The following is a 26,765-nucleotide window of genomic DNA, read 5'->3' on the forward strand; positions in this document are numbered from 1 at the left end:
GCCGAGTTTTCGGCGCTTTTTTTTTGAATTAATTTATAGGGATTATGAATTTCCAATAAATTGTGATATCTGAGCCATTCTGAAGGGATGGCACGATTCTTGCATTAGAGATAAGTATAGCAAGGTTTAGGGGGAATGGATCATGAAACAATTTTTATATAAACCTAAAAGGCATTGGAAGGATATTGAACTTTGGAAAAATGTTACAGAAGAACAGTGGAACGACTGGCTCTGGCAATTAACTAATACCATCCGAACAGCAGATGATCTAAAAAAGGTGATTAATTTAACACCCGATGAAGAAGAAGGGGTAAGAATTTCGACGAAAACAATTCCCTTAAATATTACTCCATACTATGCATCTTTGATGAACCCAGATGATTCACGCTGTCCAATCAGAATGCAATCCGTACCTATCTCCAAGGAAATTTATAAAACAAAGTATGACTTAGAGGATCCTTTATATGAGGATGAAGATTCTCCTGTCCCTGGCCTTACTCACCGTTATCCTGACCGCGTACTTTTCCTTGTGACCAATCAATGCTCGATGTATTGCCGTTATTGTACAAGAAGACGGTTCTCTGGTCAGATTGGGATGGGGGTTCCGAAGAAACAGCTGGATGCAGCCATTTCTTACATCAGGCAAACGCCACAGGTTCGCGATGTATTAATATCCGGCGGGGATGGGCTGTTAATCAATGATAATATTTTGGAATATATCTTGAAAAATTTGCGCGATATTGACCATGTCGAAATTATTCGTATTGGAACAAGGGCACCAGTTGTGTTCCCGCAGCGAATAACTGAGAACCTCTGCAATATTTTGAAAAAATACCATCCTGTTTGGCTGAATACTCATTTTAATACTTCAATCGAAATCACTGAAGAGTCAAAAAGGGCGTGTGAAATGCTTGCAAACGCCGGAGTACCTGTAGGGAATCAGTCGGTTATTCTCGCCGGAATTAACGATAGTGTTCCAATCATGAAAAGGCTGATGCATGACCTTGTGAAAATTCGCGTCCGCCCTTACTATATTTATCAATGTGACCTATCAGAAGGAATCGGCCATTTCCGGGCACCGGTTTCAAAGGGACTCGAAATTATTGAGGGACTTCGCGGACATACAAGCGGCTATGCTGTACCAACCTTTGTCGTGGATGCCCCTGGCGGCGGCGGGAAAATTGCCCTGCAGCCGAATTATTTAATTTCCCAAAGCCCGGAAAAAGTTGTACTCCGCAACTTTGAAGGTGTTATTACTTCTTACCCGGAACCTGAGAATTATGTACCAGACAGAGCAGAAGGTTATTTTCAAGAAATTTATCCGGAAATGGAAGAGAAGCGGTCGCTAGCTGGTATTGCCGGAATTATGAATGATCAACATTTTAATCTGGTTCCGGAAGGTTTAACAAGACTAAACCGCCGGAAGGATTATAATCAAGATCCTGCCCATACCTCACTAAAGGATAAACGAAGTAAACGGGATGAGTTAAAGGAAAAGAAATTTAATGCGTTGACTGAAAAGGCGAAAGGGAGTCAAGAAACTAATAATCCCGAAAAGTCAATTAAGGACTAAGGGGGCAGTATACGTGAATATTGAATGTGAATGGTGTACCAGTCCAAATGTACTACAAACCACGGAATCTGTTTACTGGGAATTACCGGATGGCTCGCGGGCGATTGAAATTACTGAAACTCCCACATACCGCTGTCCCGACTGTGACATGGTTTATCAAAGCGAGGTTATTGTCAAAGAAATTGAAAATCACTTGTATTTAATTGATTGCAAGAAAATTGAAAAGATCATTACCTTTGAAGACTTAATGAAAATCCCAAGATTATTAAAAAAGAATTATTTTGATTTTTCCTCGTAAAGAAAGCGCCCGGATATTCCCGGCCGCTTTTTTCTATTGTTTCTGGACGATTTCTAAAGATTCCGCTATAGTAATTAAAAACTGTATCTTAAAAAAGAAGGGCAATCATTTATGAGAAAATCATTTTATCATTTTTTAATGAAATATAGACATCCTGCTCCAAAGGATGCAATTAGTTCGTTTGCAAACCATGCCTATTTGGACCATGGTTTTCCGAAGACAGCGGAGGATTACCATGAATTGAGTTCCTATCTCGAACTAAATGGACAATATTTAGACTCGATGACAATTTTTGATGAAGCATGGCAGCAATATATTGCCTCCGAAAGTTGAATATTAAGAACAAAGGAATCGCCTTTAAATTTAGAGGCGATTTTTCCAATTTATAAAAGGCATGCGCGATATTTTTTCCCGTGCATATACTATTGTAATCAATTTTTACGACTAATCCATTTGAGGGGATGGGAGGACATTGGCAAAAAGAAAAAAACCAAAGTATCAGATTGGTGATACGGTAGTGATCACCATTTATGGCACCGTCGGAAAGGTAACAGATATAAAATGGCTGGAAGGTAAGTATGTTTATGAAGTAAATAAGAGTGACGGCTTATTCATTGAAGAAGCCTTACAATTACTTTCAGAATATGATGGCACTGTTATGGAACAAGAACAGATTGATATAGAGTATAAGTTTTTCTTCGGTGATTTAGTTCAAGTAAGCGGTTATGGTGCCGATTTATTTAAGGTCGTTGGCTTTCGGACAGAAATTTGGCGTTACAAAGAGGATGCCTGGGAAGATGTCATTTATGAACTTTCAAGGGTAAGTGATGGGGAATGGCTTGAAGCAGGTGAAGAAGAGTTGACCCTTGTTGCTGATGCGGAGAGTGCAGATACATTTATCCAAAAACTTGGTCTTCTATACTTAGTCAATAAGAAAGAACCAGCCGAAATAAATCCTAAACTTCAAAATATGATCAGAAAAGCAGAATTTGAGGAAATGGAACGGAAAAAGGAAAAAAAGGAATTAATTGATCATCTATTAGACATATTTAACGATTACCGGATTTTATATGAAATGTTTCAGGATCAAGAATACTATCAAGTAATGCGGGTGATTCTCAGAAAGTTAGAAACACTTGTAAGTAATGATGGCAAGAGCCATGTATAAGCTACCAACCTGAAATCACAAAAAATAAATATATCACAAACGGTATACCGGCCCATTTTATCAAAGAAAACATCGTGTCAATAATTTTCTCAAATAGCTGGAGGGTGACCCCATCCTCACGGTTAACATCGTCTCTAAATGCCTCTAATTTCGACTGCAGATGTAACATTTAACCACCTCATCTTGTCTTTTTTACATCCTATGCTTGTCTACTGAAAAAAAGACATGTTAGCTTTTTAAATAATTTATTACTGCTGCAAGTTTTTCGAATCCATCAATCGGCGATAGGAAATCAAAGTAACTAGCATGAAAAAGTCAGGTACATCATACATTCTCTAAAAAGGGGGCGATGCTATGAGAGAAATTGAAGTATTTATTGATACAGAAGAAATTGCCGAATTTTTCTTTCATGAGCTTGTGAAAAGGGGATACGTTCCTAGTGAAGAAGAATTAGAAGAACTCGCTGACATTACATTCGAATACTTAATTGAAAAAAGCATTATTGACGAAGAGGTGGATGAATAAAACCTAGTATAATCATGAAGAGAAAAAACTCTTCCTTCATATAGATAAAAACGAAAGACGAGCATTTGGTGCTCGCTTTTTGTTTGGCCAAAACTGATATTGTAGTAGACCCAAAATCAACGAAACTTTTAATTTTTTTCTGCGTATATATTTTATAGCAAAAAAGTTGTTCAATTATGAGGAGGAGAAAGCATGTCATTTTTTAATAAAGTATTCGCAAGTGTAGGAATCGGGTCGGCTGCAGTAGACACGAAGCTGGAGAAGGACACGTATATGCCCGGCGAGACTGTCCAAGGGGTGGTGGAGATTAAAGGGGGCAAGGTGGAACAGGTAATTGACGAAATTTACCTTACCTTAAATACTACCTATTTAAGAGAGTCAGATGATCGGAAATATACAGTAACAGCCGACATCGATCGATTCCGTTTAACAACTCCTTTTACTATTAGGTCCAATGAGAAGAAAGAAATACCATTCTCATTTCAACTTCCATTTGAAACGCCGCTTTCAATTGGCAGGTCGAAGGTGTGGGTGACTACAGGTTTAGATATTAAGGGCGGCGTGGATCCAAGCGATAAAGATTATCTAAAAGTTGTGCCTAATCCGTTAATGTCTGCAGTATTTAATGCAGTTGACAGTATGGGCTTTAGAATACGTGAAGCTGACTGTGAGGAGGCTCCAAGAAGATTACGAGGACGGCTGCCATTTGTCCAAGAATTTGAGTTTGTACCAGTATCAGGTCCATTCCGCGGCAGATTGGATGAATTAGAGGTAGTCTTCTTCCCTGCAGGAAATGGTACCATCGATATTATGTTCCAGGTAGACCGACGAGCAAGGGGACTATCAGGGTTATTCTCAGAGGCATTGGGGACAGATGAAACAAATGTAAGATTAACGGTAACAAACGCTGATATTCCGTATTTACAACAAAAAATTCAAAGTGTGATTCAGCGCTATTCCTAAAATTCATTAAAAAAAATGAAAATCGACAAAAAAAGTGCGGTTTCTTTGAAGGATTCGACCATGCCTATCGCCAATTATTAGAATAGATAATTAACTCTAATAATTGGAGGTAAATGATGATCAAAATGTTAACAAAAAGAGCATGTATTCCATACGATGTGACGATCTTTCAAACTCCAAAGTACCGAGAACGTAAAGGGTTTCAAGAGGTATATCGAACAATGATTGACGCTAATAATCGTAAACATTGTTTACAGGAGACCTTTAGGCGCTTTAATGTAACTGACAGAATTCCGGCTAATTATAAAGGGAGATTCCTTGCTACAGGAGACATTATCTTAATTGACGAAGGCCGGGCTGGCCAATATTATTATCAACTAAAACCAGGCGGCTGGTTCCCGATCAATCGAATTGTGATTCGCTAATAAATGACCAATAAACCTAAGGAAACCACCTTAGGTTTATTTTAATATTTAGCTTTTCCGGCCGCCGGTTGCGTTATGTTCTTTCGCGTGTACTTCGTGTTCTGCTACTATGGCCTCAGCTGGGATATGGTTATTTTTCTTTTGCCCATTGATTCGGCTTCGGTGTTTTTTTCCCATCCTTTATCCCTCCTTTTTAATCTAGGAATAGCTTCCCTCAAATTCGAAAAAACATGTCAAATTTGTGATGTCCTTTTCCATCCGAATTCGAATATGGTATAGTGACATTGGTACAGACAATTAACTGTACTTACTTTTGATTGGAGGTAATTGTGATGAGCGTACATATTGGAGCAAAAGAGAATGAAATTGCCGAAACGGTATTACTGCCTGGAGATCCGCTTCGAGCTAAATATATCGCTGAGACATTTTTAGAGGATGCCAAATGTTATAACGAAGTTAGAAATATGTTTGGTTTTACTGGAACATATAAAGGAAAAAGAATTTCTGTTCAAGGGACAGGAATGGGTGTCCCTTCTATTTCTATTTATGTAAATGAATTAATGCAAAGCTATCATGTTCAAAATTTAATCCGTGTTGGTACTTGCGGTGCGATTCAAAAGGATGTAAAGGTCCGCGACGTGATTTTGGCAATGACCAGTTCTACAGATTCAAACATGAACCGGCTAACCTTTGGTCATGTTGATTTCGCTCCGGCGGCAAACTTTGATTTACTTAAAAACGCCTATGATGCTGGAGTAGCAAAGGGCCTAAATTTAAAAGTAGGCAATATTTTTACGGCTGATTCTTTCTATAATGACAATGCTGAGCTTGAAAAATGGGCTAAATACCAAATTCTTGCGATTGAAATGGAAACAACTGCACTTTATACGTTAGCAGCTAAATTTGGCCGAAAAGCTCTTTCCGTTCTAACTGTTAGTGATCATATTTTAACTGGCGAAGAAACAACTGCGGAGGAACGACAAGTTACATTTAATGACATGATTGAGGTCGCATTAGAAGCAGCAATCAAAGAATAATACCATTTCAAAACCTCTTCCAATTGGAAGGGGTTTTTCTTTTTAAAATGATAAAGGAACAAACGGACAACGTGGAGAATAATTAATCAAAGATGCGTCTGGCAAAGGATAAAGAGGTGAAGGAAATGAAGGAGCAGCTCAATTTAGATATTTCAGGAATGACATGTGCTGCCTGTTCAGCAAGAATAGAAAAAGTACTTAACAAAATGGACGGTGTTGAAGCGAATGTAAATTTAGCAATGGAGAGTGCAGCCATTTCCTTTGATAACGAATTTGTTTCAAGCAGTGATATTTTAACAAAGATTGAAACAATCGGGTATGGCGCTAAAGAGAAAGTGGAAAGTGAGACGAAGCAGCAATTAAAAGCGGAAGAAATTAACCGAAAAAAACGGAAATTTTATCTTTCCGTGATTTTGTCCCTTCCGCTCGTGTATACAATGCTTACGCACTTGCCGATCGAAATTGGCTTGCCAATGCCAAATTTTTTTATGAACCCATGGTTTCAATTGCTTCTAGCCACTCCAGTCCAGTTTTATGTAGGCGGCCAGTTTTACATTGGTGCCTATAAAGCCCTTAAAAATAAAAGTGCAAATATGGATGTCCTTGTTGCCTTGGGCACTTCATCTGCCTATTTTTATAGTCTTGCAGAAGGCATAAAGACAATTGGAAATCCATTTTACGTGCCTCATCTCTACTTTGAAACGAGTGCAGTTCTCATTACCTTAATTCTTTTAGGTAAATTATTTGAAATGATAGCTAAAGGAAGAACCACTAATGCCATTTCTGAACTGCTCAACCTTCAAGTAAAGGAAGCAACGGTAATAAAAGAAGGGAAAGAATTTCAAATTCCGACTGAGGATGTAAAAGTTGGAGACCGATTACTGGTAAAGCCGGGTGAAAAAATTCCTGTGGACGGAATCGTTTTATTAGGGCAATCTTCTGTAGATGAATCGATGATTACGGGTGAATCGATTCCTGTCGAAAAAAATGTGGGTGATATTTTAATCGGTTCTACCATAAATAAAAATGGAACTTTAACGTTAAAAGCGACGAAGGTTGGGAAGGATACTGCTCTTGCTGGTATTGTCAAAATTGTTGAGGAAGCACAGGGCAGTAAAGCCCCCATCCAACGTCTTGCGGATACAATTTCCAGTTACTTTGTTCCTGTTGTTGTCTCCATTTCTTTGCTGACTTTCATTATTTGGTATTTCTTTGTAAATCCTGGGGATTTTCCGGCAGCATTAGAGACGGCCATTGCTGTTCTTGTCATTGCCTGTCCTTGTTCACTTGGTCTTGCAACCCCCACCTCCATTATGGTAGGTACAGGAAAAGGAGCTGAAATGGGGATTCTTTTTAAAGGTGGAGAGCATTTAGAAACTGCACACAAAATTAATGCGATTGTCCTTGATAAAACGGGGACGATTACAGAGGGGCATCCCATCGTTACAGATTTTATTGCCTATCAGGATGAGAAAAAGGTCTTGCAATATTTAGTGTCTGCCGAAAAATCATCGGAACATCCTTTAGCGGATGCCATTATAAAATATGGAATGGAAAGACGATCGAGTACCCTTCCGGTTAAACGGTTTAAGGCCATCCCAGGGTATGGAATTGAAGCAAAGATAGGGGAAGACGAAACGTATATCGGGACAAGGAAATTAATGGAATTAAAGGGTATTGCCTGCGACAAGGTTGAAGAAGATCTACTGCGCTTTGAAACGGAAGGTAAGACGGCAATGTATATTGCTATTAATTCTGCCATCATGGGCTTGGTGGCGGTGGCCGATACCGTAAAAGAAAACGCAAAGCTTGCGGTTACACAACTAACCGAATTAGGGATCGATGTGTATATGCTCACAGGGGATAATAAACGTACCGCCAAAGCGATTGCCTCACAGGTAGGGATTAAAAAAGTCATCGCAGAAGTCTTACCGGAAGAAAAGGCTAAACAAGTGAAGGAACTCCAGCTGAAAGGCATGGTCGTCGCGATGGTTGGGGATGGGATTAATGATGCACCGGCACTCGCTGTTGCAGATATTGGAATTGCCATTGGTACCGGGACAGATGTTGCCATAGAAGCGGCAGACATTACGATACTTGGCGGTAATCTGACTTTGATTCCTAAGGCACTCGCCTTAAGTAAAAAAACAATGAAGAACATCCGCCAAAACCTTTTTTGGGCTCTTGTCTACAATGCTGGCGGGATTCCGATTGCTGCCTTCGGATTATTAGCCCCATGGGTAGCGGGCGCAGCTATGGCCTTTAGTTCGGTATTCGTTGTTACAAACTCACTGCGTTTGAAACGCGTTAAGATTGAATGAATAAAAGTAAAACGTAACAGCACGACCTAATTAATGGTGGTGCTGTTTATCTTTATTTACATTTTAGAAGGGTCTTTATTATTTTCATTAACTTTTCTTTGTTAATTTTATAAAAAAGATGTTATTCTAATCACTAAGGGTTTACTTTTATAAAAAGTATCTAAAAATAGCTTTTGAAAATTATGAAAACAACCTGGCTGTTGGGATTTCTGCAGCGATTGGGTAATTCATATTTTTATCGTGAATGAAAGTGGTGAAGGCTTTGGATGAAAAAAATGAGGAACAAAAGAAAATGGAAGAGTTCAAGGTAGAACATGACCATACCGTAGAAAACAAACCTGGTTATATTCGCTTGAAAAAGTTTCACTTCATTATGCTGTTATTTTTACTTGTTTTCCTATCGGCAGGGATAACTACATTTGCACTTGCATTTGGAAAAGAAAAAGTAGTAACGGTAGCACCGGAAAGAACAGAATTCAATAAACTTTATGAAGCATTCGATACATTGAAAAAAGGATACTACAAGGATGTGAACCAACAAAAGCTCATCAATGGAGCAATTGATGGAATGGTAGCATCGCTTGATGACCCATATTCTGACTATATGAGCAATGAAGAAGCTAAGAGCTTTCATAGTAGTATTTCTTCCTCCTTTGAAGGAATTGGTGCTGAAATACAGGAAAAAGATGGGCATATAATTATTGTTTCTCCAATTAAAGGATCTCCAGCTGAAAAAGCCGGCTTAAAACCAAATGATATGATAACCCAGGTGGATGGAAAAAGCCTTCAGGGAATGAATTCAACACAAGCCGTGACGTTAATTAGAGGAAAAAAAGGAACGAAGGTTGAATTAACGATATCTAGACCTGGTATGGATGCACCAATGACTGTGCCAATTGTCCGTGATACAATTCCGATTGAGACCGTTTATGGTGAAATGGTCGATGACACGATTGCAAAAGTCCAAATAACAAGCTTTTCCACAAATACTTCCAAAGAGCTTGTCGCTACGTTAAATGATTTACAGAAAAAAGGCATGAAGGGTCTCGTGTTAGACTTGCGACAAAATCCGGGGGGATTATTAGATCAAGCAGTAAGTATTACAAGCATGTTCGTACCGAAAGGGAAAATTATTGTCAAAGAAGAAGATCGTAACGGAAAAATAAAGGAAATCGCTTCACAAAATGATGGAAATCCTAATCTTCCTTTAGTTGTCTTAATTGATAAGGGCAGTGCTAGTGCATCCGAAATTTTTGCCGCAGCCGTAAAGGAATCGGCGGGTGTTCCACTTGTTGGTGAAAAGTCATTTGGAAAAGGCACCGTGCAAACGGCAGCAGATTTCAAGGATGGCTCAAACCTAAAATATACCATTGCAAAATGGTTGACACCAAATGGAAATTGGATTCATAAAAAAGGAATTGTACCCGATGTAGAAGTGGCTCTTCCTGAATATGCAACATTACCCATTATTAATCCAGATAAAGAACTAACCGAATCCACCTCTTCTACAGAAATCCAAACAGCTCAGAAAATGTTAAAAGCTGTAGGTTATGACCCGGGACGTGAAGATGGATTCTTTGATGAAAAAATGAAAGAAGCAGTCATCGCTTTCCAAACCGCACAAGGTCTACCTGCTGATGGAATATTAAAAGGTGATTCAACAATGAAACTCATGGAACTATTGCGAGAAAAAATTAAAACAAGTGATACCCAATTACAAAAAGCTGTTGATGTATTAAAAGGAAAAATAAAATAAAAGTTAACCCGATTCCTAATGGAATCGGGTCATCTTTTTGATTAAAAAACGATAGAAGGGATTAGAATGAAAAAAGCAGAAGTTTATATTTTATCGGGATTTTTAGGTAGTGGGAAAACTACATTATTAAAACGACTGTTAGAGGATGAACAAAAGGCAGGACGAAGAGTCGCAGTCATGATGAATGAATTAGGAAAGGTATCGATTGATTCAGATGCGATTACAGATGATGTTGAGCTGAAAGAGCTGTTAGGCGGTTGTATTTGTTGTTCGATGCAGGATAAGCTTGAAGCCCAGCTCCAAGGTTTATTATTAGTTGAACAGCCAGATGTTATTTATATTGAAACAACAGGAGCGGCCCATCCTGTAGAAGTATTGGATTCGATCCTCTCCCCATTGTTTGCAGATAAATTAGTCATTAAGGGCATAATTACAACCGTTGATGGCAGGAGATGGAAAGAACGAAAGACATTAAGTCCGCAGTTGCAGCAACTAATCCTCGAGCAGGTAAGACATGCTGACTTTATCATTATTAATAAATTGAACGAATTAACAGAGATGGAGCAAGTAAGTATTACTTTTGAAATTCAGGGACTCAATCCCAATGCCACATGTCTGCTGACAAATTATTCTCAGGTTTCAATCGATCCACTTAGAAACTTATCGGTATCCTTTGAGAAAGATTCCCAAAGGATTGAGTTGAATTTAACAACTTTTGTGTATCAATTTAAGGAATCGATTAACCATACTAGATTTGAGGATTTTTTAAAAGATCTGCCTGATACGATTTATCGAATAAAAGGATATGTTAAGTTTCAATATTCACAGCAGCCGTTTCTATTTCAATTTTCCTATGGTATGCCATTATACATAAAGGAAGAAATGAATTTGCCGCTAAATCTTGTTTTTATCGGCGAGAAGATCGATTGGAATGTGATTCAAGAAAAGCTTGTCAGTCTTGAAAAATAAAAGAAAATCAGTCATAGATGCATGATAATTTCTTGTTAAGGTAACTCTTTTAATGAAGCAAAAATCCATTAAAAGGGGGTCTTTTATGAAGAAAGCAGCATGTTTAATCCTGTTAGTTTATAACCTCCTAAATGGACAAGGGGTCCAGGCAGCATCTGATATTAGTTATAAAATTGACATGATGAACTGGAAAGAAGTGAATCATTTATTACCTAAATACACAAAATTCACGGTTTTGGATGTAGAAACAGGAAAACGTTTCAAGGTACAAAGACGTGCGGGAAGTCATCATGCCGATGTACAGCCGTTAACCACAAAAGATACAAAAGTAATGAAAAGGATCTACAGTGGAGAGTGGAGTTGGAAACGACGAGCTATTATTGTAATTCACAAAGATCGTTGGATTGCAGCATCGATGCATGGAATGCCTCATGGTGCTGGAGCACTTAAGAATAATTTTCCCGGTCATTTTTGCATTCATTTTTTTGGGAGTACAACCCATCGTACCAATTCAATGGACCTTTCCCATATGCTTATGGTATTGAAGGCGTCGGGGAAATTAAATGATTACCTTAGTAAAGCAAATCCATATGAGGTCATTAACGCCTATATAGCAGGTTTTAAGCAGCAGGATGAACGAATTACATCATTGGCCTCTTTACAAAAAATTTCTTGGAAGCCGATTTTAGGGAAAATCGAGAACGTAACACTATCAAGAATAGAGCTACTGCCTCCTGAGGATTTAACTGAAGAACTCAGCTTGGATGTCCCAGCTGTAGTTGATTGGTTTATAGAGGACAGAGGCAGGCAAACATTTAGAGGAGAAATTCATTTAGTCAGATTTTCACAAGTTGATGGTTGGAAAGTGGATTCAGTGAATTTTTTAAAGGAAAGTCATCTTCCGTAAAAAAAAACACCTTTATGAGAATCCTCTCATGATTAAAGGTGTTTTTTACTGTGGGTTATGCTTGTTCCCCGAACTTGATAAACGTTCGCTCGTCTTCTATTAGGCCGCAGGCACCACATTGAACTCGGGCTGCCGGCCCGTTGTAGGGAAGATGAAAGGGTTCTAACTCGTTTTCACCATATTCCCGTACCACTGCTCCTGATTGCGGGTCCAGTTTCACAGAGTGAGAAATTTGTTGAATGATATTGAAGCGGCTGCGATTGGTTTTACAATTTGGGCATTTATAGGGAGTTGACATATATTTCTCCTTTCTAAGCATTGTTAAAATCTATTTTTTGCATTAATGGAAGTAAATATGTAACAATGCATGTGAAGGGGAAAGGGGAGATGTTTTTTGGCAAACGAAATCGTTGATTATGAACTTGTTTTAATGGCATATCGCTCGATTTGGAACAATCGAGTATTAGCTACAGAGACTAGAACATGTAAAGAGACGTTATTTGAGGCGATGAAGCGGGAGCTTCTAGATGAAAACTCCCATCCAAGAATCAGAAAAAATAAGTATGAAAAATATTATTCAGCGGTCAAGCGAACAATGGATTCCTCGATCTCTAGTGAGACTAAGTGTCAATTAATAAAATTGTATATTGAAATGATGGAAGAAATGGGTTAGGAGAGAAGATCATGAAGAAAATGTTAGTAATTTTATTAACCGTTATTTCTCTTAGCATCACAGTTTCCTGTGCTAAGCAGGAAAATGAAAATGTCGGGAAACTGCCTGAAATGTTAGATGTTAAATTGTCCATAAACCCTGAAACAGGAGAATTACAAAAACCAATAACATTTGAAGCAAAGGTAACCCAGGGGAATGAAGAGATAACTGATGCTGACGTTATTTTTGAAATTTGGCGTGCAAAAGATGAAAAACACGAAAAAATAGAAATTAAACATACAAAAAATGGGGTTTATCGTCTTGAGAAATCATTCGAGCAAGATGGGACGTATTATATTATTTCACATGTAACAGCAAGGGATATGCATAATATGCCGAAAAAGGAATTTATCGTCGGGACGCCAAGTGATCCTGAAGATCCAAAAGCAAAACAGTCGATGGATGAAATGGAAAAGGACATGGAAGATCACTCAACCGAAGGACACTAAATTAAATGAAAAGACAGCCAGAGGTTGTCTTTTCAAGTTTTAAGATTCTTTTTTTGCTCTAAGGTTGACTTTTGCTGCTTCTTTTCCAAGTTTTTCTTTCACTATCTCATTGATTTTATCAGAAATATCCCCCTCATAGGTTGAGCCAATATTTAGTTTTCCGGATAATTCCTTTATTCCTAGTTGGCCAAAATTATTGGCGTAATCTAAATGTTCTATTACGATGCTATCTACCTGAAGGTGTTCAATTTGAATGGTCGGAGCACTTTCCTTCTCCTTTTCCGTTGCCTGAGGAGGTAGGCTTTGTGCTGGGTTCTTACCCGCTTTCACCTCTTTAATAGCTGATTCCAAAACTAAAACTTTCATCTCCAAATCTGATATTTTCTTCGTTAAGCTCTTAGTTGAAGAGAACAAGCGAATGAAAAATCGCATAAATACCCTCTATTCAGAATTGGTTTGGTCAAAGGCAATGGGGATATTTTCTATTTCATCTCGATAAAAGGGCATCACAATAGTTAATACACCATTACGGATTTCCGATTTAACTTTATTCATCAAGATCGGGTAAGGCAGGGTTAATTCCTTTTTAAATTGACGATTGGCGCGTTCCTTTAAATAATATTGGCGATTTTGATGCAGGGCTTTAAATTCTCCTGCAATGGTTAATAACTGCTGCTGGATAGAAATTTGAAGATCTTCCTTTGTTAAGCCGGGAATTTCCGCTTCAACAACTAATTCTTGGTCAGATTCATACAAATCACATTTTGGAAAAAGTTCATTTACAGTTGTTTGGGGATTTCGGGACAAATGATTCCTGGAGCTTTTTTTATTATTCTCTTCAAAAATTTGATTCCAAAATTGATCTGATTGAAATTGCTTGGCAACATCCAGCCATTTTTTTAGCTTATCCACTTCCATTAAATCCACCCCTTATGTGAATCCCTATTTTCATCATATTTTTTATTATTAGAAACATGCAAAAAAAAACGACGTTTACATAATTTCCGTCACGTCGATTTGTGAATACTGCATATCAATATTTTTAGGGATTCTTATTTCAAGGACCCTATCTTTATAGTTCGCTGCTGCCCCCTTCTTTTTAACAATGGCTGGAAGGGTGATGGTGTTTGAATCCTCTTGCTGCGGGATATGCTCAACGATTAACTGATTTGATGTATGATAAAGGCGGAGCTGCTTTAGCCAATCTTCATTTGGAATGGGGATTCTTACAAATACATAATCATGTGTTTCAAATGCAGAGGAATTTAATGGGCCATTGGCTGCATGCTGCTTTTCGGCTGATGACTGGAAGCCGTTGAATAAATCTTGGTGATTCATCATACCTCGCATGTTTGGCATCATTTTTTCTACCAGGTCTTGGACATAATTGTTTATTTCCTCTGGTTTCATTTTTTGCATCGAGTCCTTCATGTCTTTTGTGAAAGGGAACATATTCCAAGGAAACATTTGATTTCAACCTCTCTATGACTAAAATTGATTCGAAACTGGTAAAGAAGGGTTCGCAATCTGATCTTGATCAGTAATATCTGGATCAACGTTGCTATTTAATGAAAATGAGCTTGCAGGGGATATGTCACCTAAAGCAAAATTGATTCCTATCCATTTTTGGTTGGCTGTATGGCTATTTTGGACGGCAGGTCCTAATGAAATATTTGCATTATTATTAATGGAGTTGGTTTTAATATTAAAAATATTTATTTGAAAAGGCATTTTTTTCAGTCCTTTAAATTGAATTGCTAAAGGCGTTAGAAGGATTTGCGATATCTCCCATATCGTTGACATCAGGATCAATAAAGACATTTTCCATTGCGGCTGTTGGCGGTGCAAAATCTCCAAATGAAGAATTCTGACCTTGGGATTTAGAATTTGCCGTATGGGCATTATGGAGGGCTTCTCCGATGTTGACAGACCCGTTGTTTGATACACTGTTAATTTTTAGGCTGAAGATGTTAATTACAGTCTGCATCCTGTCACATCCTTTTTTATTGATACCCCATCATATGCAAACTCTTGCCCATCCGTTATTAAAACTTCAGGAAACTGCTTCTGGATAAAACTTATCAATTTGGACATAATTAAAATTTGCAAATATAAACAATTCTTTTTAACATATAGTAAAGAGAGAATTTAAATTAGAGAGGTAATGTGTTGTGAATAAGAAAACGGCTTTGATTACAGGAGGAGCTTCTGGTATCGGGAGAAAAACCGCCATTCAGCTTGCAGAAAATGGGTATCAGCTTGTGATCAACTATCGACATAGTGAATCAGAAGCGGTTTTCTTAGCCAAGCATTTAACTGGATGTTTCGGTACGAAAAATATCACCATTAAAGGGGATGTCGCAAATCAAGAGGATTGTACGCGGATTGTAAATGAGACCCTAAAGGCGTATTCGACCGTAGATGTTATAGTGCATAATGCCGGCCCATACATACATGAAAGAAAAAAAACAACAGATTACACCTTTGAAGAATGGAATTACTTAATTCAAGGGAATTTGTCGGCTGTTTTCTATTTGTCAAAGTTGATTATACCTGTTATGCGAAAACAAAAATGGGGCAGAATCATCACACTCGGATATGACAGGGTAGAAACTGCACCTGGGTGGATTTATCGTTCGGCCTTTGCCGCAGCCAAGACAGGACTTGCCTCCTTAACCCGTTCGATTGCAATTGAGGAGGCAGAAAACGGAATTACCGCAAATATGGTCTGCCCGGGTGATATAACAAGTGACTGGAAAGAAAAAGGTATCAGTGACGCAATCACAGCGTGCAAAGGTAATCAACCATTAGGAAGGCAAGGTACAGGCGAGGACATATCCAGGGTGATTGCCTTTCTAACAGACGAAAAATCGGATTTTATTACAGGGAGCATTATTCCGGTAACAGGCGGGGTGGATGTGCTAGGGAAAGCGTTAAAAATATAGCTTAAAGAGCAGTAAACAAGGCATGATTTTATCATTTTTCTAACTATTCGATTTTCAGGAATGAAATCTGTTGCTTTTGTGGATAATAGAGAGTAATCATCTATGAAAGGAGCAAAGAAAAATGAGTTTTAACATGAATAGAATCAATCCAAATCAAACCCAAGTGTTTTTTCATGATGGCCGCTTTGAAACATTGACAAATGAGGAATTAGAAGATTTTTTGCTCCAAATGGGTCTTAGTGATGTAAATGAAACCATTGAACAAAATGTATTGGAATAATAGGAAATCATTTTTTAAGTATAAATAAAAGCAATCGGCATTGGCCGATTGCTTTTTATGCTTCTAACAAATGAGAAGAATCCGTTTGTTGGGAGCCGGTTCGTAACAGATGAAAGGTATACAAATCTTTTGGAATTTCGTATAAATCATACACTTCACCGTTAGCGTTCAATTGCTGATAAATGGAACTTCTTGTTTCATTCGCTTTCACAACATATGGTAGTTTTTCCGCGGCCTTAATGGAGCGGATATTTACTTTTCGGATTCGCATAAAAACTGTCTCGATCCCTGCTTCGTAAAATAGTTCTTGAAAAAAGGCATCTTTGGCAGGGCTGTTATACCCTTTGCCATGAAAAGGCTTCCCTAGCCATGTTCCTAAAAAACCAGCTTGATTTTCAATATCATATAAGTTAATTGTACCAATTGGTGAACCCCATTCATCGAGAATCGTCCGTGAAATACATTCACCGCGCTCTTCAGCTTCAATTGTTTGCTTTGTTATAAAAATGAATTCTTCATAGGAATCAGCTTTTTGACGTACAAAAGGGAAGACATCAGGGTGCGTCATTAATTCGTACAATGTATGGCTGTCATGAAGATCACGTTTCTTCAACATGAGAATCCCTCCATTAGGGCATACCGATCCCACGTTAGAAGTAGCGGCCCACCCTCGAAATTTTTTATAAAGTTACGTAAAAAATTTCGGGGTGGGAATCGAACCCACTAGAACCAGAATAACTGGTGGCGCACCATTTGCCTTCCCTATTTCATTTTTTTTGTTAACAGAATTTTGTTCGTAAACCCCCATAGATTTTCAGATCTAAAACAGTTTCACTTAGAGTATAATACAAGAAAATGAGAAAAAAATAAATAGTTTTTTTGTCAGTTTTTCGATAATATTTTTTACCAATTTTCAACAAATTTCTACGTTTCGATATAAACAAATTCGCCGCCAATCATCGTCCATTTTGGCTTTGAGAGATAATGGAAAGGATGATGGCTCCAGAGGACTAAATCCGCATCTTTCCCTTCCTCGATACTGCCAACCTTATCGTCAATTTTTAAATTTCTTGCCGGTAGAATGGTAATGCCCTCAAGTGCTTTTTGCTCTGCTAATCCTTCTCGGACAGCTAAGCTTGCACAAATATTTAAGTATTGGATTGGTGTGTATGGATGATCTGTCGTAATCGACACTTCGACACCGTGATCGGTCAATTCCTGATATGTCTTCCAGGTTTTATTTTTTAATTCGACTTTTGATCTTCTAGTCAGTGTGGGCCCAACGGAAACCTTTAAATCGATTTCAGCTAATTCACCGGCAATTAAATGTCCTTCGGTGCAATGCTCAATTCGTAAATCCAGATTAAATTCTTCGGCGAACCTTAATGCAGTGATAATATCATCTGCTCGGTGTGCATGGATTCTTACCGGTATTTCCCTTTTTAGTGCCATAACAATCGGTGCAATTCTCAGTTCTTCAGGGTCATCAGCATGGATGGCTTGGTAGAATGCTTCTCTAAGCATCCCCATAATTCCCATTCTAGTGATGGAATGACTATTGCCGTTACTGTGAATTCTTTTTGGGTTTTCACCTAAAGCAATTTTTAATCCGGCAATTTCCTGGACGAGCATTTTTTTTATATTTTTTCCAGTAGTTTTGATTACAGAAGTGGTTCCCCCAATTACATTAGCACTTCCAGGCATAACGTGAACGGTAGTAATTCCGCTTTTAACTGTATCAGTAAACGCGGGATCCAATGGATAGACCCCATCAATGGCTCGGATATGTGGTGTGAGGGCTTCTGCTGTTTCGTTTGCATCATTTCCGGCCCACCCAGTACCCTCATCATAAAGTCCTAAATGTGTATGAACATCAATAAATCCCGGAAAAAGATAATAACCACGGCAGTCTATAATCGTTACAGATAAATCAGACGTAAGATTTCGACCGATTTTTTTTATTTTTCCAGTTTCAATCAGGACATCGATATTTTTAAGCGGTTTGGATGTAACCGGATAAACATTGGCATTTTTTAAAAGTATTTTTGTCATAATAAAACCTTTCCTTATGTTGTTAACTATATTTTATCTATTTTAGCAACATATGTGCCTAAGGAAAAGACGGGAATAGGTTGCTTTTAAATATTTTGGCGGAATTTTTTGTAATTGATGAAACCTTTAATGAAACGTTGCGTAAATAATAAGGTAAGGAAAAATATTTCCAATGGAGGAAATGATCATGATTAAAAGTGAAGAAAGGTTAATGGCTGCCGGTTTGTATGTGCTGAGCTTATTTTTCCCCATTTTAGCTCCGCTGATTATTTGGTTAATAAAAAAGGATGAGTCAACATTTATTGACTATCATGGGAAAGAGTATTTTAATTTCTTTATTTCCTATTTGGTTTATTCAGTGGTAGCAGGAATCTTAACTCTGGTCATTATCGGTATTTTTCTTCTATGGGCACTTGGAGTTGCAGCACTTATTTTTAGTATTATCGCAGCCGTTAGAGCATACGAAGGGAAAGAATATCAATTTCCGTTTATTTTCAGGCTAATTAAATAAAAACATATTTTGAAACCCGGCAAAAATTTTTGCCGGGTTTTTGAACGTTTTTCTAGTTCGAACGTCATATGAATGAAAGAGAAGAAAAATTAGGGGGAAAGAACATGGAATCTCTAGGAAGTTATTTGCCGATTATCGCGCCAATCGTTATTATCCAACTTATATTACTGATTATTGCCATTATTGATCTTGTTAAAATTGAAAAAACAAATGGGCCAAAGTGGTTATGGGCACTAATTATTTTATTCATCAATATCATTGGCCCCATCCTTTATTTTGTGATTGGAAGGAGAAGTAACTAATGCCTCTTATTCAAATTACAGGTTTAAAAAAGAGCTTTCAAGGGATAGAGGTGATAAAAGGGCTTGATTTTACATTAGAAAAAGGAAAATGTATTGCTTTATTAGGCCCTAATGGTGCGGGAAAAACAACCACTCTAAGAATGCTTTCGGGACTAATGAATCCGACGAGTGGAAGAATTAACTTTACCAAATCGAAAAAAAACGAGGATATCCGTGATTTAATTGGATATCTTCCACAGTTTCCAGTGTTTTACGAGTGGATGTCCGGTCTTGAATTTTTAGTATATGTAGGTAAATTAGCGGGCTTAACCGGCAAAGAAGCGAAAGAGCGATCCCTGGAACTACTGCAGCTTGTAGGCATTTTAGATGCGAAAAATCGTAAGGTTGGTAAATATTCCGGAGGGATGAAGCAACGGTTAGGTATTGCCCAAGCCTTAATTCATCGACCACAGCTAATCATGCTGGATGAACCTGTCTCTGCCCTGGATCCAATAGGCAGGAGGGAAGTTCTAGATCTGCTCGAGGGATTAAAAAAAGAAACAACCATATTATTTTCAACTCATATTTTAAGCGATGCTGAAGAGGTTTGTGACAAAATTCTGTTTCTACATAACGGAGAAATTGTTGAATCAGGAACCATGGCAGAGCTTCGAGAGCGACATCAGCAAGCAAAAATTGACTTATACTTCAGAGGAAAAGCCGAAGATTATAGTTCAATCTTCACATCGGATGAATTAACACAATCTCTTAGGAACGAAGGAAATCGGGTCAGCATTTTTGTGGAAAATATTGCCCTGGCAAGGCAGTCATTTTTAAAGCGGATTTCGGAACAAAATTTGCCGCTTGAGAAATTTGAAATAAGCAGTATGACCCTTGAAGACGTGTTTATGAAGGTGGTGGGGAAATGAACCAATGGCTGACATTGCTGCAAAAAGAGATAGTAGAAATGTGGAGAAATTTCAAATGGATTTGGGTGCCGATTACCTTTATTTTACTGGGGGTTCAACAGCCAATTACCACGTATTACATGCCGCAAATTCTCGATTCAGTCGGAAATTTGCCGGAAGGTGCGGTGATCAAGATTCCCACGCCATCTGCCGGAGAAGTGTTAGTTCAGGGGCTTGGACAATATACGACACTAGGTGTATTGATTATAGTCCTTTCAACGATGGGGATTATCGCCGCAGAAAGAAAAAGTGGAGTGGCGGCAATGATTTTAGTAAAACCTGTTTCCTATCGTTCCTTTGTCACCGCCAAATGGGCGGGGGCGCTATTGTTATTGTGGTTTTCCTTTTTGATCGGTTACCTTAGCACATGGTATTACACTGGTATATTATTTGAGTGGATTCCAATTGCAGACTTTTTCCAATCGTACTTTTTTTATGGTCTATGGTTTTCGTTGATTTTAACCATAACGCTGTTTTTCAGTGCTTCACTCTTGTCACCTGGAATTGCCGGATTTTGCTCATTAGCGACTGTCATTGTTGTAAATTTGGTGAGCAGTACCCTTTCAAATCTGCTTGATTGGAGTCCCGCACAGCTTACGAATTATGCGAATCAAATACTGATAAATAATAGTATTCCGGATGATCTCGTTCCAGTTAGTTTAATTGCAGGAGGCAGCATCTTATTATTGTTATCTTTTAGTGTGATTATTTTTAAGAAAAAAGAATTAGCGTCCTAGGAAAATCTTTTCGTTCCACACTATAAAACTTCTATCATCTTTTTGATTACTAGTAAATAAACTGTCAATAGAGGAATTGATAAGGAGTTTAAAGAATGAGAATAAATGAATATTACCGGGATACAGCTAATTTGAACTTAAATGGTAGTATTGCAGCATTGGTTCCAACGATTTTGATTGTTGCAATCAATCTTTCCATTATTAAGCATAGTGAACTTATGCTTATGACCATTCCATTTCTATTCTATAGCCTGATTAGTTTTCAAATCTACCTACATCGAATGCGGCAATCAATAGAAATCAGCAAAAATATCCTTGAATCGGAAAATATCAATCAATCAATATTACAAGCAGAGCATCTCTTGGTATTTTACATGAATACCCAATCATCACAGGTCCACCTCTATTTTCCAAATGGCAATTTGGCAGGGATAATAAAAAAAACCCCAAAAAACGGCTGGAAGCGATTAAGGACATCAAAAACATTTGCCCTTTACAATTATGATGAAGAAGTGCTTGGATTCTTTAAAGTAAAAGGTGAAAAATCGATTAAGATTGAAGTATACGATCGGCAGAGTCGTCTTTTGGGCAGCTTAGAAAAAAAGGTTTTGGGCTGGAAGAAATCCCAAAAGGAATTGTTCGATGGTTGCGGGGGATATGTCGGTGGAATCGAAGGATCTTCTGTTTTTATGGATGAGCAAGTGCTGGACACTCAGCATCGGCAGGTTGGGAGGCTTCGCAGAGGCTGGATGCCGTTAGAATGGAGTCTGCTGTTTCCTGAACCAAATACTCCTGTATTGTCATTCAAAGAGGCTCTTGCAGAAAATGACAAGCTTCTTCGCATGTCCTTTCTCATTAACGAATATTTTATCGAAAGATAACGGTTTATAGAGTTTCCCTCATTTTCATTGTTTGATATGATAGATGAAATAATGAATTGTGGGGGTTTTACTGTGCAAATTGAATTAATTAAAGGACATGGTTCAGGTAATGATTTTCTTATTATCGATGAACTAACAAATGGATATTCATTTTCTGAAAGCGAACGTGCGAATCTCGCTAGATTATTGTGTAATCGACAGTCTGATTTGGGAGCAGATGGGATTCTTTTTGTGATGAAGAGTGATCGTGCAAGAGCAAGAATGCGTGTGTTTAACGCAGACGGTTCTGAGGCTTCCATGTGTGGAAATGGTCTTCGCCTTGTGGCTAGAGTCGTTTGTGAACAGTTTGGCCTAACTGAAGCGATAATTGAAACAATGAAAGCGAATCTTAAGGTAAGTAAACAAGAAGATCTCATTCACGATGTTCAAACGTACCAAGTGGAAATTTCTCCAGTGTTGTTTGAATTAAAGGCACTGCCTCTAAATTTAAATAAGCCTACTTTATTCAATGAAAGAATTGCAGAACTGTCCGAAGAGTTAAGGTTTACAGCACTTGCCGTACCGAATCCGCATTTAATTACGATTGTCGAAACGGATCAACTGCAAATTAACATCCAAAGACAGTTAAGTGAAAAAGTAAATGGGCCGAATGCGTTGTTTCCGGACGGTGTAAATGTCAGCTTTGTAAAGCCATTACAAAAAGGCTCTATCTATGTCAGAACATTTGAACGTGGTGTAGGGTTTACAAATGCTTGTGGTACCGCGATGTCGGCGTCCTCGGTTGTATCTTGTTTAAGTGGATTAAATGAAAATGAGAAAGTTATTGATGTTTATAATAATGGCGGCAGGGTACAATGTGTGGTTCATGAATTTGAAGGAAAATATTCAATTGATTTGATTGGGAATGCTACCTACCTCTACAAGGCTTCTGTCATGATTAATCTTGAGGATGCAACATTTTCACTAATATCTCGAGAAGAGTTTTCTGAACAGGAGACATACAAGCTGCTCGAATCCGAAGCGGGGCAGTTTTTAGAAAAGATGTTGTAAGGATAAGGTCTAGCCCTTATCCTTTTTTTAGTATATCTAGAACCGGTCCAAACGGCTGGACTTGTTTTGTTTGGAAATAATCGCTAAATGGATCCCCTTGAATGCGAATTCGGTTAAGGGCATTTTCCATATTAAAGGAAACGAGTTCTAACTTGTCATGCACTTCTTCCCAATAAAGCGGAGTGGCCACGCCGGCATGTTCGTTCCCTCTCATGGAGTAGGGTGCGACAATCGTTTTTCCTTCACTGTGCTGCACGTAATCAACATATAATCTATTTCCGCGATTTTTCTTCAAGCGTTCAATCGTAAATGAATCGGGATCCTTTGAGATTAAGTATTCGGCAATAAAGCTTGTAAATAGTCTTGTTTCTTCATATGAATAAATATTTTCCTGGAGAGGAAGGTAAATTTGCAACCCTTTATTGCCTGAGGTTTTGATGAACCCGATTAAATTCAATTGATCAAGCACTTCCTTTATATAAATTGCCGCTTTTATTGCCAATGGAAACGCGTCCTTTGAGGGAGGGTCTAAGTCAAAAACAATTTCGCTCGGTCCTTTACTGTTAATGGTTTGAAAAGGGACATGAAATTCAATCGCCAGTTGATTCCCCAGCCAAATCAGGGTTTTTAAATCATTGCATACGATATAGTCAATCCCATCAGCCAAAAATGTTTGAACAAATTCTGGTGCATAATCGGGGCAATTTTTTTGGTAAAAAGCTTCCCCAAACATTCCATGAGGATAACGAATGACGGTTAACAAACGATTCGTTAAAAACGGAAGCATGTACGGTGAAATTTTTTGTAAGTACAAGATATAATCCGCTTTCTGGATTGCATGCTCTTCCCATAATGGTTTATCAGGGTGGGTAATATCCAAGTCAGAGGGTAGGTTTTTCTGTGCAAAGATAAAGCGGTCATATGAGCATTCAATAGGCTTCAAATCAAACCGGAATCGATCAAAGTGTGGTTCACGCAGCTGATTATCATAGAGTTCTAAATATTTTACCTTGAGGCAAATCGCTGGTTCAACATAAATAAATTGCCCATCCTCACTCACCATATTTTGTTTAATCGTTTGTTTGAGTGCATCCTTTTCTTCAGGTTTAAAGCCGAAAAGTACTTGGCCGATTGGAAAAATATTGCCATCCTTGTACACTCCAACATAAAAATAGCCGTTCGTCTTCTCGAAGGAAGTGATAAAGCAGTTTACATATTTCCAGTTCTTATATTTAAGCCATTGTAATGAACGCTTTCCCTCTTCCCATGGACTGTTTTTGGATTTTGCAATAATACCTTCCCCATCATATAAAACCACTTTTTCCCACAGATCATTAAAATCTGTATATGCCTCTACATATTGAAGCAGTTGGTCATTATATGGGTCAGGTTCTAAATTTAACCCTATTGATTGAAATAATTTAGCCAGTTCTGCTTTTCGTTTAAAAAAATCCCAAGAATAAAGCGGTTTTCCTTTTAGCTTTAGTAAATCAAAAATCATGAGGCGGCAGGGAAAACGAGTTGACTGTTCAGTAATTTTCTTTTCAGACTTTAACCTTCCTCTAACTTGAATGGCGGAGAAGTTGGCTTTATGTGTGTTCTCAAGGGATACAAGCTCCCCGTCCAACAGCAGCGGCAAAAATGGTTTCAATTGTTTTTCATGCTGTAATAAAAACCCCCTTATTTCTGGAAATTGCGGGAAAAGGTCCTTGCCGTTTCTGCTTGTTAACGAGATTCCTTTTGCATTCCATTCCAATAGGGCCCTAAATCCATCATATTTTACCTCATACAGCCAATCGGGCCGGACTGGCAAATCAAAGGTTAAACTTGGAAGCATTGGTTTCATTTAGCTTAAGTCCTTCCTTTTTTCTTATTTTGCTTCATTGCCGGTGACTTCATCCTTTTCCAAATGTTTTTAGGAATGGTTTGATTCAAGAGTTACACAATAAAAAATAAAAAGAATGGAGAATTTCTATGCATACGATGTGGAAAGGGAGTATCAGTTTTGGGCTTGTCAATATCCCCATCAAGCTTCACACAGCAACAGAAGATAAAGATATTAAGCTCAGGACCCTGCATAACAAATGCCATGCGCCAATTAAGTATGAAAAAATTTGCTCTGTCTGTGAAGAAGAAGTGAAGCCTGAAGATATTGTAAAGGCATATGAATATACAAAAGGAAAATTTGTCGTACTTGATCATGAAGATCTGGAAAAGCTGCGAAAGGAAAATGAAGAAAAGGCAGTGGAAATTATTGATTTTGTCAAAATAGAAGAGATTGATCCGATTTACTTTGATCGAAGCTATTATATGTCCCCAAACGAAGGCGGAGGAAAGGCTTATTCGTTATTACGCAAGGCGCTGCAGGAATCACAAAAGGTAGGGCTTGCTAAAATTATTATCCGTTCAAAGGAGCAGATGGCCGTCATCCGTGTATATGAAAATACATTGGTCATGGAAACCATTCATTATCCTGATGAAGTTCGCAAAACGGGGGATGTTCCAAATGTTCCTTCAGAGGATAAAGTAACGAAAAGAGAATTAGATACAGCAATCTTATTGATTGATCAATTAACAACCGAATTTGAGCCTGAAAAATATACAGATGAATACAGAACCGCACTTCTTGAACTAATTGAATCCAAACGTTCCGGTAAAGAGACGGTGACAGCCGCAACGAAAGAAGCTCCTTCTAATGTAACGGACTTAATGGCAGCCTTGCAGGCATCGATTGATCGGACAAAACCGAAAAAAGCGGCAGCTCCTAGGAAAAAGGCTGCATCCAAAATCAAAAAAGAAGCATAAAGACAATGGCCGATTCTAATTTTGGAATCGGTTTTTCCTTACCACTCTGTAATTTCTATCCTGATTTTATCATAATGTAATTAATGACATATCAAGAAAGCGGAGGATAAGAAATGGCTTATAATGTACTCCTGAGTGCAGACCCTGGTATCGATGATTCGTTTGCTATTATGTATGCCTTACTTAATCCGAAAATAAATATAGTTGGAATTATCAGCGGCTATGGAAATACGCCCAAAGAGAAATCGATAAAAAATACAGCCTATTTATTAACTTTAGGTAATAGAGAAGATATACCCATTATTGCAGGTGCAGCTGGACCACTCTCAGGTGAACTTATCCAGTATTATCCTGAAATACATGGTAAAGAGGGATTAGGTCCTATCAAGCCGCCAGATACGATAAAAAATGTACATGTTCATGATATAAATAAGGTTATTGAAATTGTTAAACAATATAAAGGAAATCTAATTATCGTTTCTGTTGGGAGATTAACGGAGCTGGCATTGATGTTTATTTTATATGGAAATAATGCTTTAAGAGATGTCACAGCATTTTATATAATGGGTGGGGCATTTTTAGTACCTGGGAATATAACGGCCGAAGCGGAGGCAAACTTTTATGTCGACCCAATTGCCGCGAATACCGTAATGGAAAAAGCACATAATAATTATTTATTTCCGTTAAATATCACGAATAAAGCCATTATCACACCGGAAATAATTACCTACCTCAGTGAAAAAAGTCTCACCCCCTTTAGACCTTTATTAAAGCCGGCATTTGATTATTATTTTAAAGCCTATCAAAAAAATGTACCAGGAATTCAAGGTGCACCACTTCATGATGTAGTCCCGCTAATGGCATTAGTAAATCCGGATCTTGTTAAATATATACCGCGGCGTGTCAGGGTTGAGGAATTTGGTAATGCGAAAGGAAAAAGTATCGCTGACTTTCGGCCAAAACCGGATAAAGATCCGCAAGTATCCTTAGATTACATTGGCATGGAAATAGACTTGCAAAAATTTGCCGGAAATTTTATGGAAATTTTTTTGGCTAATAGGTAAATTTAAATGGCATTAAATACTAGATATTTTCAGTATTTCCTAGTTTTTGAAATTGGATTGACGAAAGGATGAAATTTTGATAAAATAA

General features: G+C 38.0%; 34 protein-coding genes. 24 read left to right on the forward strand and 10 right to left on the reverse strand.

The annotated features are described in order from the left end of the window. Positions 1-142 precede the first annotated feature (142 nt). From ablA to ACO1D1_RS11985, 7 genes are all read left to right on the forward strand, one after another. Complete coding sequence (gene ablA / locus ACO1D1_RS11955; protein WP_149870674.1) at positions 143-1,573, forward strand: lysine 2,3-aminomutase; 1,431 nt, start codon at positions 143-145, stop codon at positions 1,571-1,573. Positions 1,574-1,586: 13 nt separating this feature from the next. Then, positions 1,587-1,871 carry a YokU family protein gene (locus ACO1D1_RS11960; RefSeq protein WP_149870673.1) on the forward strand — a complete coding sequence of 95 codons (285 nt, stop codon included), beginning with the start codon at positions 1,587-1,589 and terminating at the stop codon, positions 1,869-1,871. A 111-nt stretch (positions 1,872-1,982) separates the two neighbouring features. Further along, positions 1,983-2,204 (forward strand): YozE family protein, encoded by a 222-nt coding sequence (locus ACO1D1_RS11965; protein ID WP_149870672.1) that lies wholly within the window; start codon positions 1,983-1,985, stop codon positions 2,202-2,204. A 139-nt stretch (positions 2,205-2,343) separates the two neighbouring features. Next, entirely contained in the window at positions 2,344-3,039 is a 696-nt protein-coding gene (locus ACO1D1_RS11970) for a hypothetical protein (protein WP_149870671.1), read from the forward strand. Between the two features lie 354 nt (positions 3,040-3,393). Continuing rightward, positions 3,394-3,564 (forward strand): YozD family protein, encoded by a 171-nt coding sequence (locus ACO1D1_RS11975; RefSeq protein WP_149870670.1) that lies wholly within the window; start codon positions 3,394-3,396, stop codon positions 3,562-3,564. A gap of 192 nt (positions 3,565-3,756) precedes the next feature. After that, complete coding sequence (locus tag ACO1D1_RS11980; protein WP_149870669.1) at positions 3,757-4,527, forward strand: sporulation protein; 771 nt, start codon at positions 3,757-3,759, stop codon at positions 4,525-4,527. Positions 4,528-4,640: 113 nt separating this feature from the next. Further along, a complete protein-coding gene (locus ACO1D1_RS11985) occupies positions 4,641-4,952 on the forward strand; it encodes a YodL domain-containing protein (RefSeq protein ID WP_423336065.1) in 312 nt (103 codons plus the stop codon). 48 nt (positions 4,953-5,000) lie between these two features. Here ACO1D1_RS11985 and ACO1D1_RS11990 read toward each other — a convergent pair whose 3' ends face one another. Beyond that, entirely contained in the window at positions 5,001-5,129 is a 129-nt protein-coding gene (locus ACO1D1_RS11990; protein WP_423336066.1) for a hypothetical protein, read from the reverse strand. Between the two features lie 155 nt (positions 5,130-5,284). Here ACO1D1_RS11990 and deoD point away from each other — a divergent pair, with 155 nt between their 5' ends. From deoD to ACO1D1_RS12015, 5 genes are all read left to right on the forward strand, one after another. Next, positions 5,285-5,989 (forward strand): purine-nucleoside phosphorylase, encoded by a 705-nt coding sequence (deoD, locus tag ACO1D1_RS11995; protein ID WP_423336067.1) that lies wholly within the window; start codon positions 5,285-5,287, stop codon positions 5,987-5,989. Positions 5,990-6,081: 92 nt separating this feature from the next. Next, positions 6,082-8,310 carry a heavy metal translocating P-type ATPase gene (locus tag ACO1D1_RS12000; RefSeq protein ID WP_423336068.1) on the forward strand — a complete coding sequence of 743 codons (2,229 nt, stop codon included), beginning with the start codon at positions 6,082-6,084 and terminating at the stop codon, positions 8,308-8,310. A 244-nt stretch (positions 8,311-8,554) separates the two neighbouring features. Continuing rightward, the gene (locus ACO1D1_RS12005; protein ID WP_149870665.1) at positions 8,555-10,066 is read left to right on the forward strand and encodes a S41 family peptidase; all 1,512 of its coding nucleotides are present in this window, start codon (positions 8,555-8,557) and stop codon (positions 10,064-10,066) included. Between the two features lie 66 nt (positions 10,067-10,132). Next, positions 10,133-11,035, forward strand: a complete 903-nt coding sequence (locus tag ACO1D1_RS12010; protein ID WP_149870664.1) for a CobW family GTP-binding protein — start codon at positions 10,133-10,135, stop codon at positions 11,033-11,035. 85 nt (positions 11,036-11,120) lie between these two features. Continuing rightward, on the forward strand, positions 11,121-11,942 hold the full coding sequence (locus ACO1D1_RS12015) for a hypothetical protein (RefSeq protein WP_149870663.1): 822 nt from the start codon (positions 11,121-11,123) through the stop codon (positions 11,940-11,942). Between the two features lie 55 nt (positions 11,943-11,997). Here ACO1D1_RS12015 and ACO1D1_RS12020 read toward each other — a convergent pair whose 3' ends face one another. Next, positions 11,998-12,240 carry a DNA alkylation repair protein gene (locus tag ACO1D1_RS12020; RefSeq protein ID WP_149870662.1) on the reverse strand — a complete coding sequence of 81 codons (243 nt, stop codon included), beginning with the start codon at positions 12,238-12,240 and terminating at the stop codon, positions 11,998-12,000. Between the two features lie 96 nt (positions 12,241-12,336). Between ACO1D1_RS12020 and ACO1D1_RS12025 the strand changes: the two genes are divergently transcribed. Together ACO1D1_RS12025 and ACO1D1_RS12030 are read left to right on the forward strand one after the other, a co-directional pair. Next, positions 12,337-12,615, forward strand: a complete 279-nt coding sequence (locus ACO1D1_RS12025; protein ID WP_223820790.1) for a hypothetical protein — start codon at positions 12,337-12,339, stop codon at positions 12,613-12,615. Positions 12,616-12,626: 11 nt separating this feature from the next. Further along, positions 12,627-13,103, forward strand: coding sequence for a FixH family protein (locus ACO1D1_RS12030; protein WP_149870661.1), 477 nt, complete (start codon positions 12,627-12,629; stop codon positions 13,101-13,103). A 39-nt stretch (positions 13,104-13,142) separates the two neighbouring features. On the opposite strand, the gene ACO1D1_RS12035 is transcribed toward ACO1D1_RS12030, so the two are convergent. The 5 genes from ACO1D1_RS12035 to ACO1D1_RS12055 form a co-directional block, all read right to left on the reverse strand. Then, the gene (locus tag ACO1D1_RS12035; RefSeq protein ID WP_149870660.1) at positions 13,143-13,535 is read right to left on the reverse strand and encodes a hypothetical protein; all 393 of its coding nucleotides are present in this window, start codon (positions 13,533-13,535) and stop codon (positions 13,143-13,145) included. A gap of 9 nt (positions 13,536-13,544) precedes the next feature. After that, positions 13,545-14,021 carry an Hsp20/alpha crystallin family protein gene (locus ACO1D1_RS12040; protein WP_149870659.1) on the reverse strand — a complete coding sequence of 159 codons (477 nt, stop codon included), beginning with the start codon at positions 14,019-14,021 and terminating at the stop codon, positions 13,545-13,547. 75 nt (positions 14,022-14,096) lie between these two features. Next, positions 14,097-14,570: an Hsp20/alpha crystallin family protein gene (locus ACO1D1_RS12045; protein ID WP_149870658.1), complete on the reverse strand. Its 474-nt coding sequence runs from the start codon at positions 14,568-14,570 to the stop codon at positions 14,097-14,099. Positions 14,571-14,591: 21 nt separating this feature from the next. After that, a complete protein-coding gene (locus ACO1D1_RS12050; RefSeq protein ID WP_149870657.1) occupies positions 14,592-14,834 on the reverse strand; it encodes a spore germination protein in 243 nt (80 codons plus the stop codon). A 13-nt stretch (positions 14,835-14,847) separates the two neighbouring features. After that, a complete protein-coding gene (locus ACO1D1_RS12055) occupies positions 14,848-15,090 on the reverse strand; it encodes a spore germination protein (RefSeq protein ID WP_149870656.1) in 243 nt (80 codons plus the stop codon). A 184-nt stretch (positions 15,091-15,274) separates the two neighbouring features. Here ACO1D1_RS12055 and ACO1D1_RS12060 point away from each other — a divergent pair, with 184 nt between their 5' ends. Together ACO1D1_RS12060 and ACO1D1_RS12065 are read left to right on the forward strand one after the other, a co-directional pair. Then, positions 15,275-16,048: an SDR family oxidoreductase gene (locus tag ACO1D1_RS12060; RefSeq protein WP_149870655.1), complete on the forward strand. Its 774-nt coding sequence runs from the start codon at positions 15,275-15,277 to the stop codon at positions 16,046-16,048. Between the two features lie 121 nt (positions 16,049-16,169). Further along, the gene (locus tag ACO1D1_RS12065) at positions 16,170-16,328 is read left to right on the forward strand and encodes a hypothetical protein (RefSeq protein ID WP_190284664.1); all 159 of its coding nucleotides are present in this window, start codon (positions 16,170-16,172) and stop codon (positions 16,326-16,328) included. A gap of 55 nt (positions 16,329-16,383) precedes the next feature. Here ACO1D1_RS12065 and ACO1D1_RS12070 read toward each other — a convergent pair whose 3' ends face one another. Both ACO1D1_RS12070 and ACO1D1_RS12075 read right to left on the reverse strand, forming a co-directional pair. Continuing rightward, positions 16,384-16,944, reverse strand: a complete 561-nt coding sequence (locus ACO1D1_RS12070; protein ID WP_423336069.1) for a GNAT family N-acetyltransferase — start codon at positions 16,942-16,944, stop codon at positions 16,384-16,386. A 308-nt stretch (positions 16,945-17,252) separates the two neighbouring features. After that, entirely contained in the window at positions 17,253-18,380 is a 1,128-nt protein-coding gene (locus ACO1D1_RS12075; RefSeq protein WP_149870653.1) for an amidohydrolase, read from the reverse strand. Between the two features lie 187 nt (positions 18,381-18,567). On the opposite strand from ACO1D1_RS12075, the gene ACO1D1_RS12080 reads away from it, so the two are divergent. From ACO1D1_RS12080 to dapF, 6 genes are all read left to right on the forward strand, one after another. Next, positions 18,568-18,891, forward strand: a complete 324-nt coding sequence (locus ACO1D1_RS12080) for a DUF4870 domain-containing protein (RefSeq protein WP_149870652.1) — start codon at positions 18,568-18,570, stop codon at positions 18,889-18,891. A gap of 104 nt (positions 18,892-18,995) precedes the next feature. Continuing rightward, positions 18,996-19,193, forward strand: coding sequence for a PLD nuclease N-terminal domain-containing protein (locus ACO1D1_RS12085; RefSeq protein ID WP_149870651.1), 198 nt, complete (start codon positions 18,996-18,998; stop codon positions 19,191-19,193). Then, entirely contained in the window at positions 19,193-20,101 is a 909-nt protein-coding gene (locus tag ACO1D1_RS12090) for an ABC transporter ATP-binding protein (RefSeq protein WP_149870650.1), read from the forward strand. The genes ACO1D1_RS12085 and ACO1D1_RS12090 overlap by 1 nt, the downstream gene beginning before the upstream one ends. Continuing rightward, the gene (locus tag ACO1D1_RS12095; RefSeq protein WP_423336070.1) at positions 20,098-20,877 is read left to right on the forward strand and encodes an ABC transporter permease; all 780 of its coding nucleotides are present in this window, start codon (positions 20,098-20,100) and stop codon (positions 20,875-20,877) included. Before ACO1D1_RS12090 ends, ACO1D1_RS12095 begins: the two co-directional genes overlap by 4 nt. A 95-nt stretch (positions 20,878-20,972) precedes the next feature. Further along, positions 20,973-21,758 carry a hypothetical protein gene (locus ACO1D1_RS12100; RefSeq protein ID WP_423336071.1) on the forward strand — a complete coding sequence of 262 codons (786 nt, stop codon included), beginning with the start codon at positions 20,973-20,975 and terminating at the stop codon, positions 21,756-21,758. Between the two features lie 72 nt (positions 21,759-21,830). Beyond that, positions 21,831-22,808 (forward strand): diaminopimelate epimerase, encoded by a 978-nt coding sequence (gene dapF, locus ACO1D1_RS12105; protein ID WP_423336072.1) that lies wholly within the window; start codon positions 21,831-21,833, stop codon positions 22,806-22,808. A gap of 16 nt (positions 22,809-22,824) precedes the next feature. Here dapF and ACO1D1_RS12110 read toward each other — a convergent pair whose 3' ends face one another. After that, the gene (locus ACO1D1_RS12110; protein ID WP_149870646.1) at positions 22,825-24,654 is read right to left on the reverse strand and encodes a DNA ligase D; all 1,830 of its coding nucleotides are present in this window, start codon (positions 24,652-24,654) and stop codon (positions 22,825-22,827) included. A gap of 128 nt (positions 24,655-24,782) precedes the next feature. Here ACO1D1_RS12110 and ACO1D1_RS12115 point away from each other — a divergent pair, with 128 nt between their 5' ends. Both ACO1D1_RS12115 and ACO1D1_RS12120 read left to right on the forward strand, forming a co-directional pair. Further along, entirely contained in the window at positions 24,783-25,613 is an 831-nt protein-coding gene (locus ACO1D1_RS12115; RefSeq protein ID WP_423336073.1) for a Ku protein, read from the forward strand. Between the two features lie 113 nt (positions 25,614-25,726). Then, the gene (locus tag ACO1D1_RS12120) at positions 25,727-26,677 is read left to right on the forward strand and encodes a nucleoside hydrolase (RefSeq protein WP_423336074.1); all 951 of its coding nucleotides are present in this window, start codon (positions 25,727-25,729) and stop codon (positions 26,675-26,677) included. The last annotated feature ends 88 nt before the right edge of the window (positions 26,678-26,765 follow it).

Source organism: Neobacillus sp. 19, assembly GCF_049463095.1.
GTDB lineage: Bacteria > Bacillota > Bacilli > Bacillales > Cytobacillaceae > Neobacillus.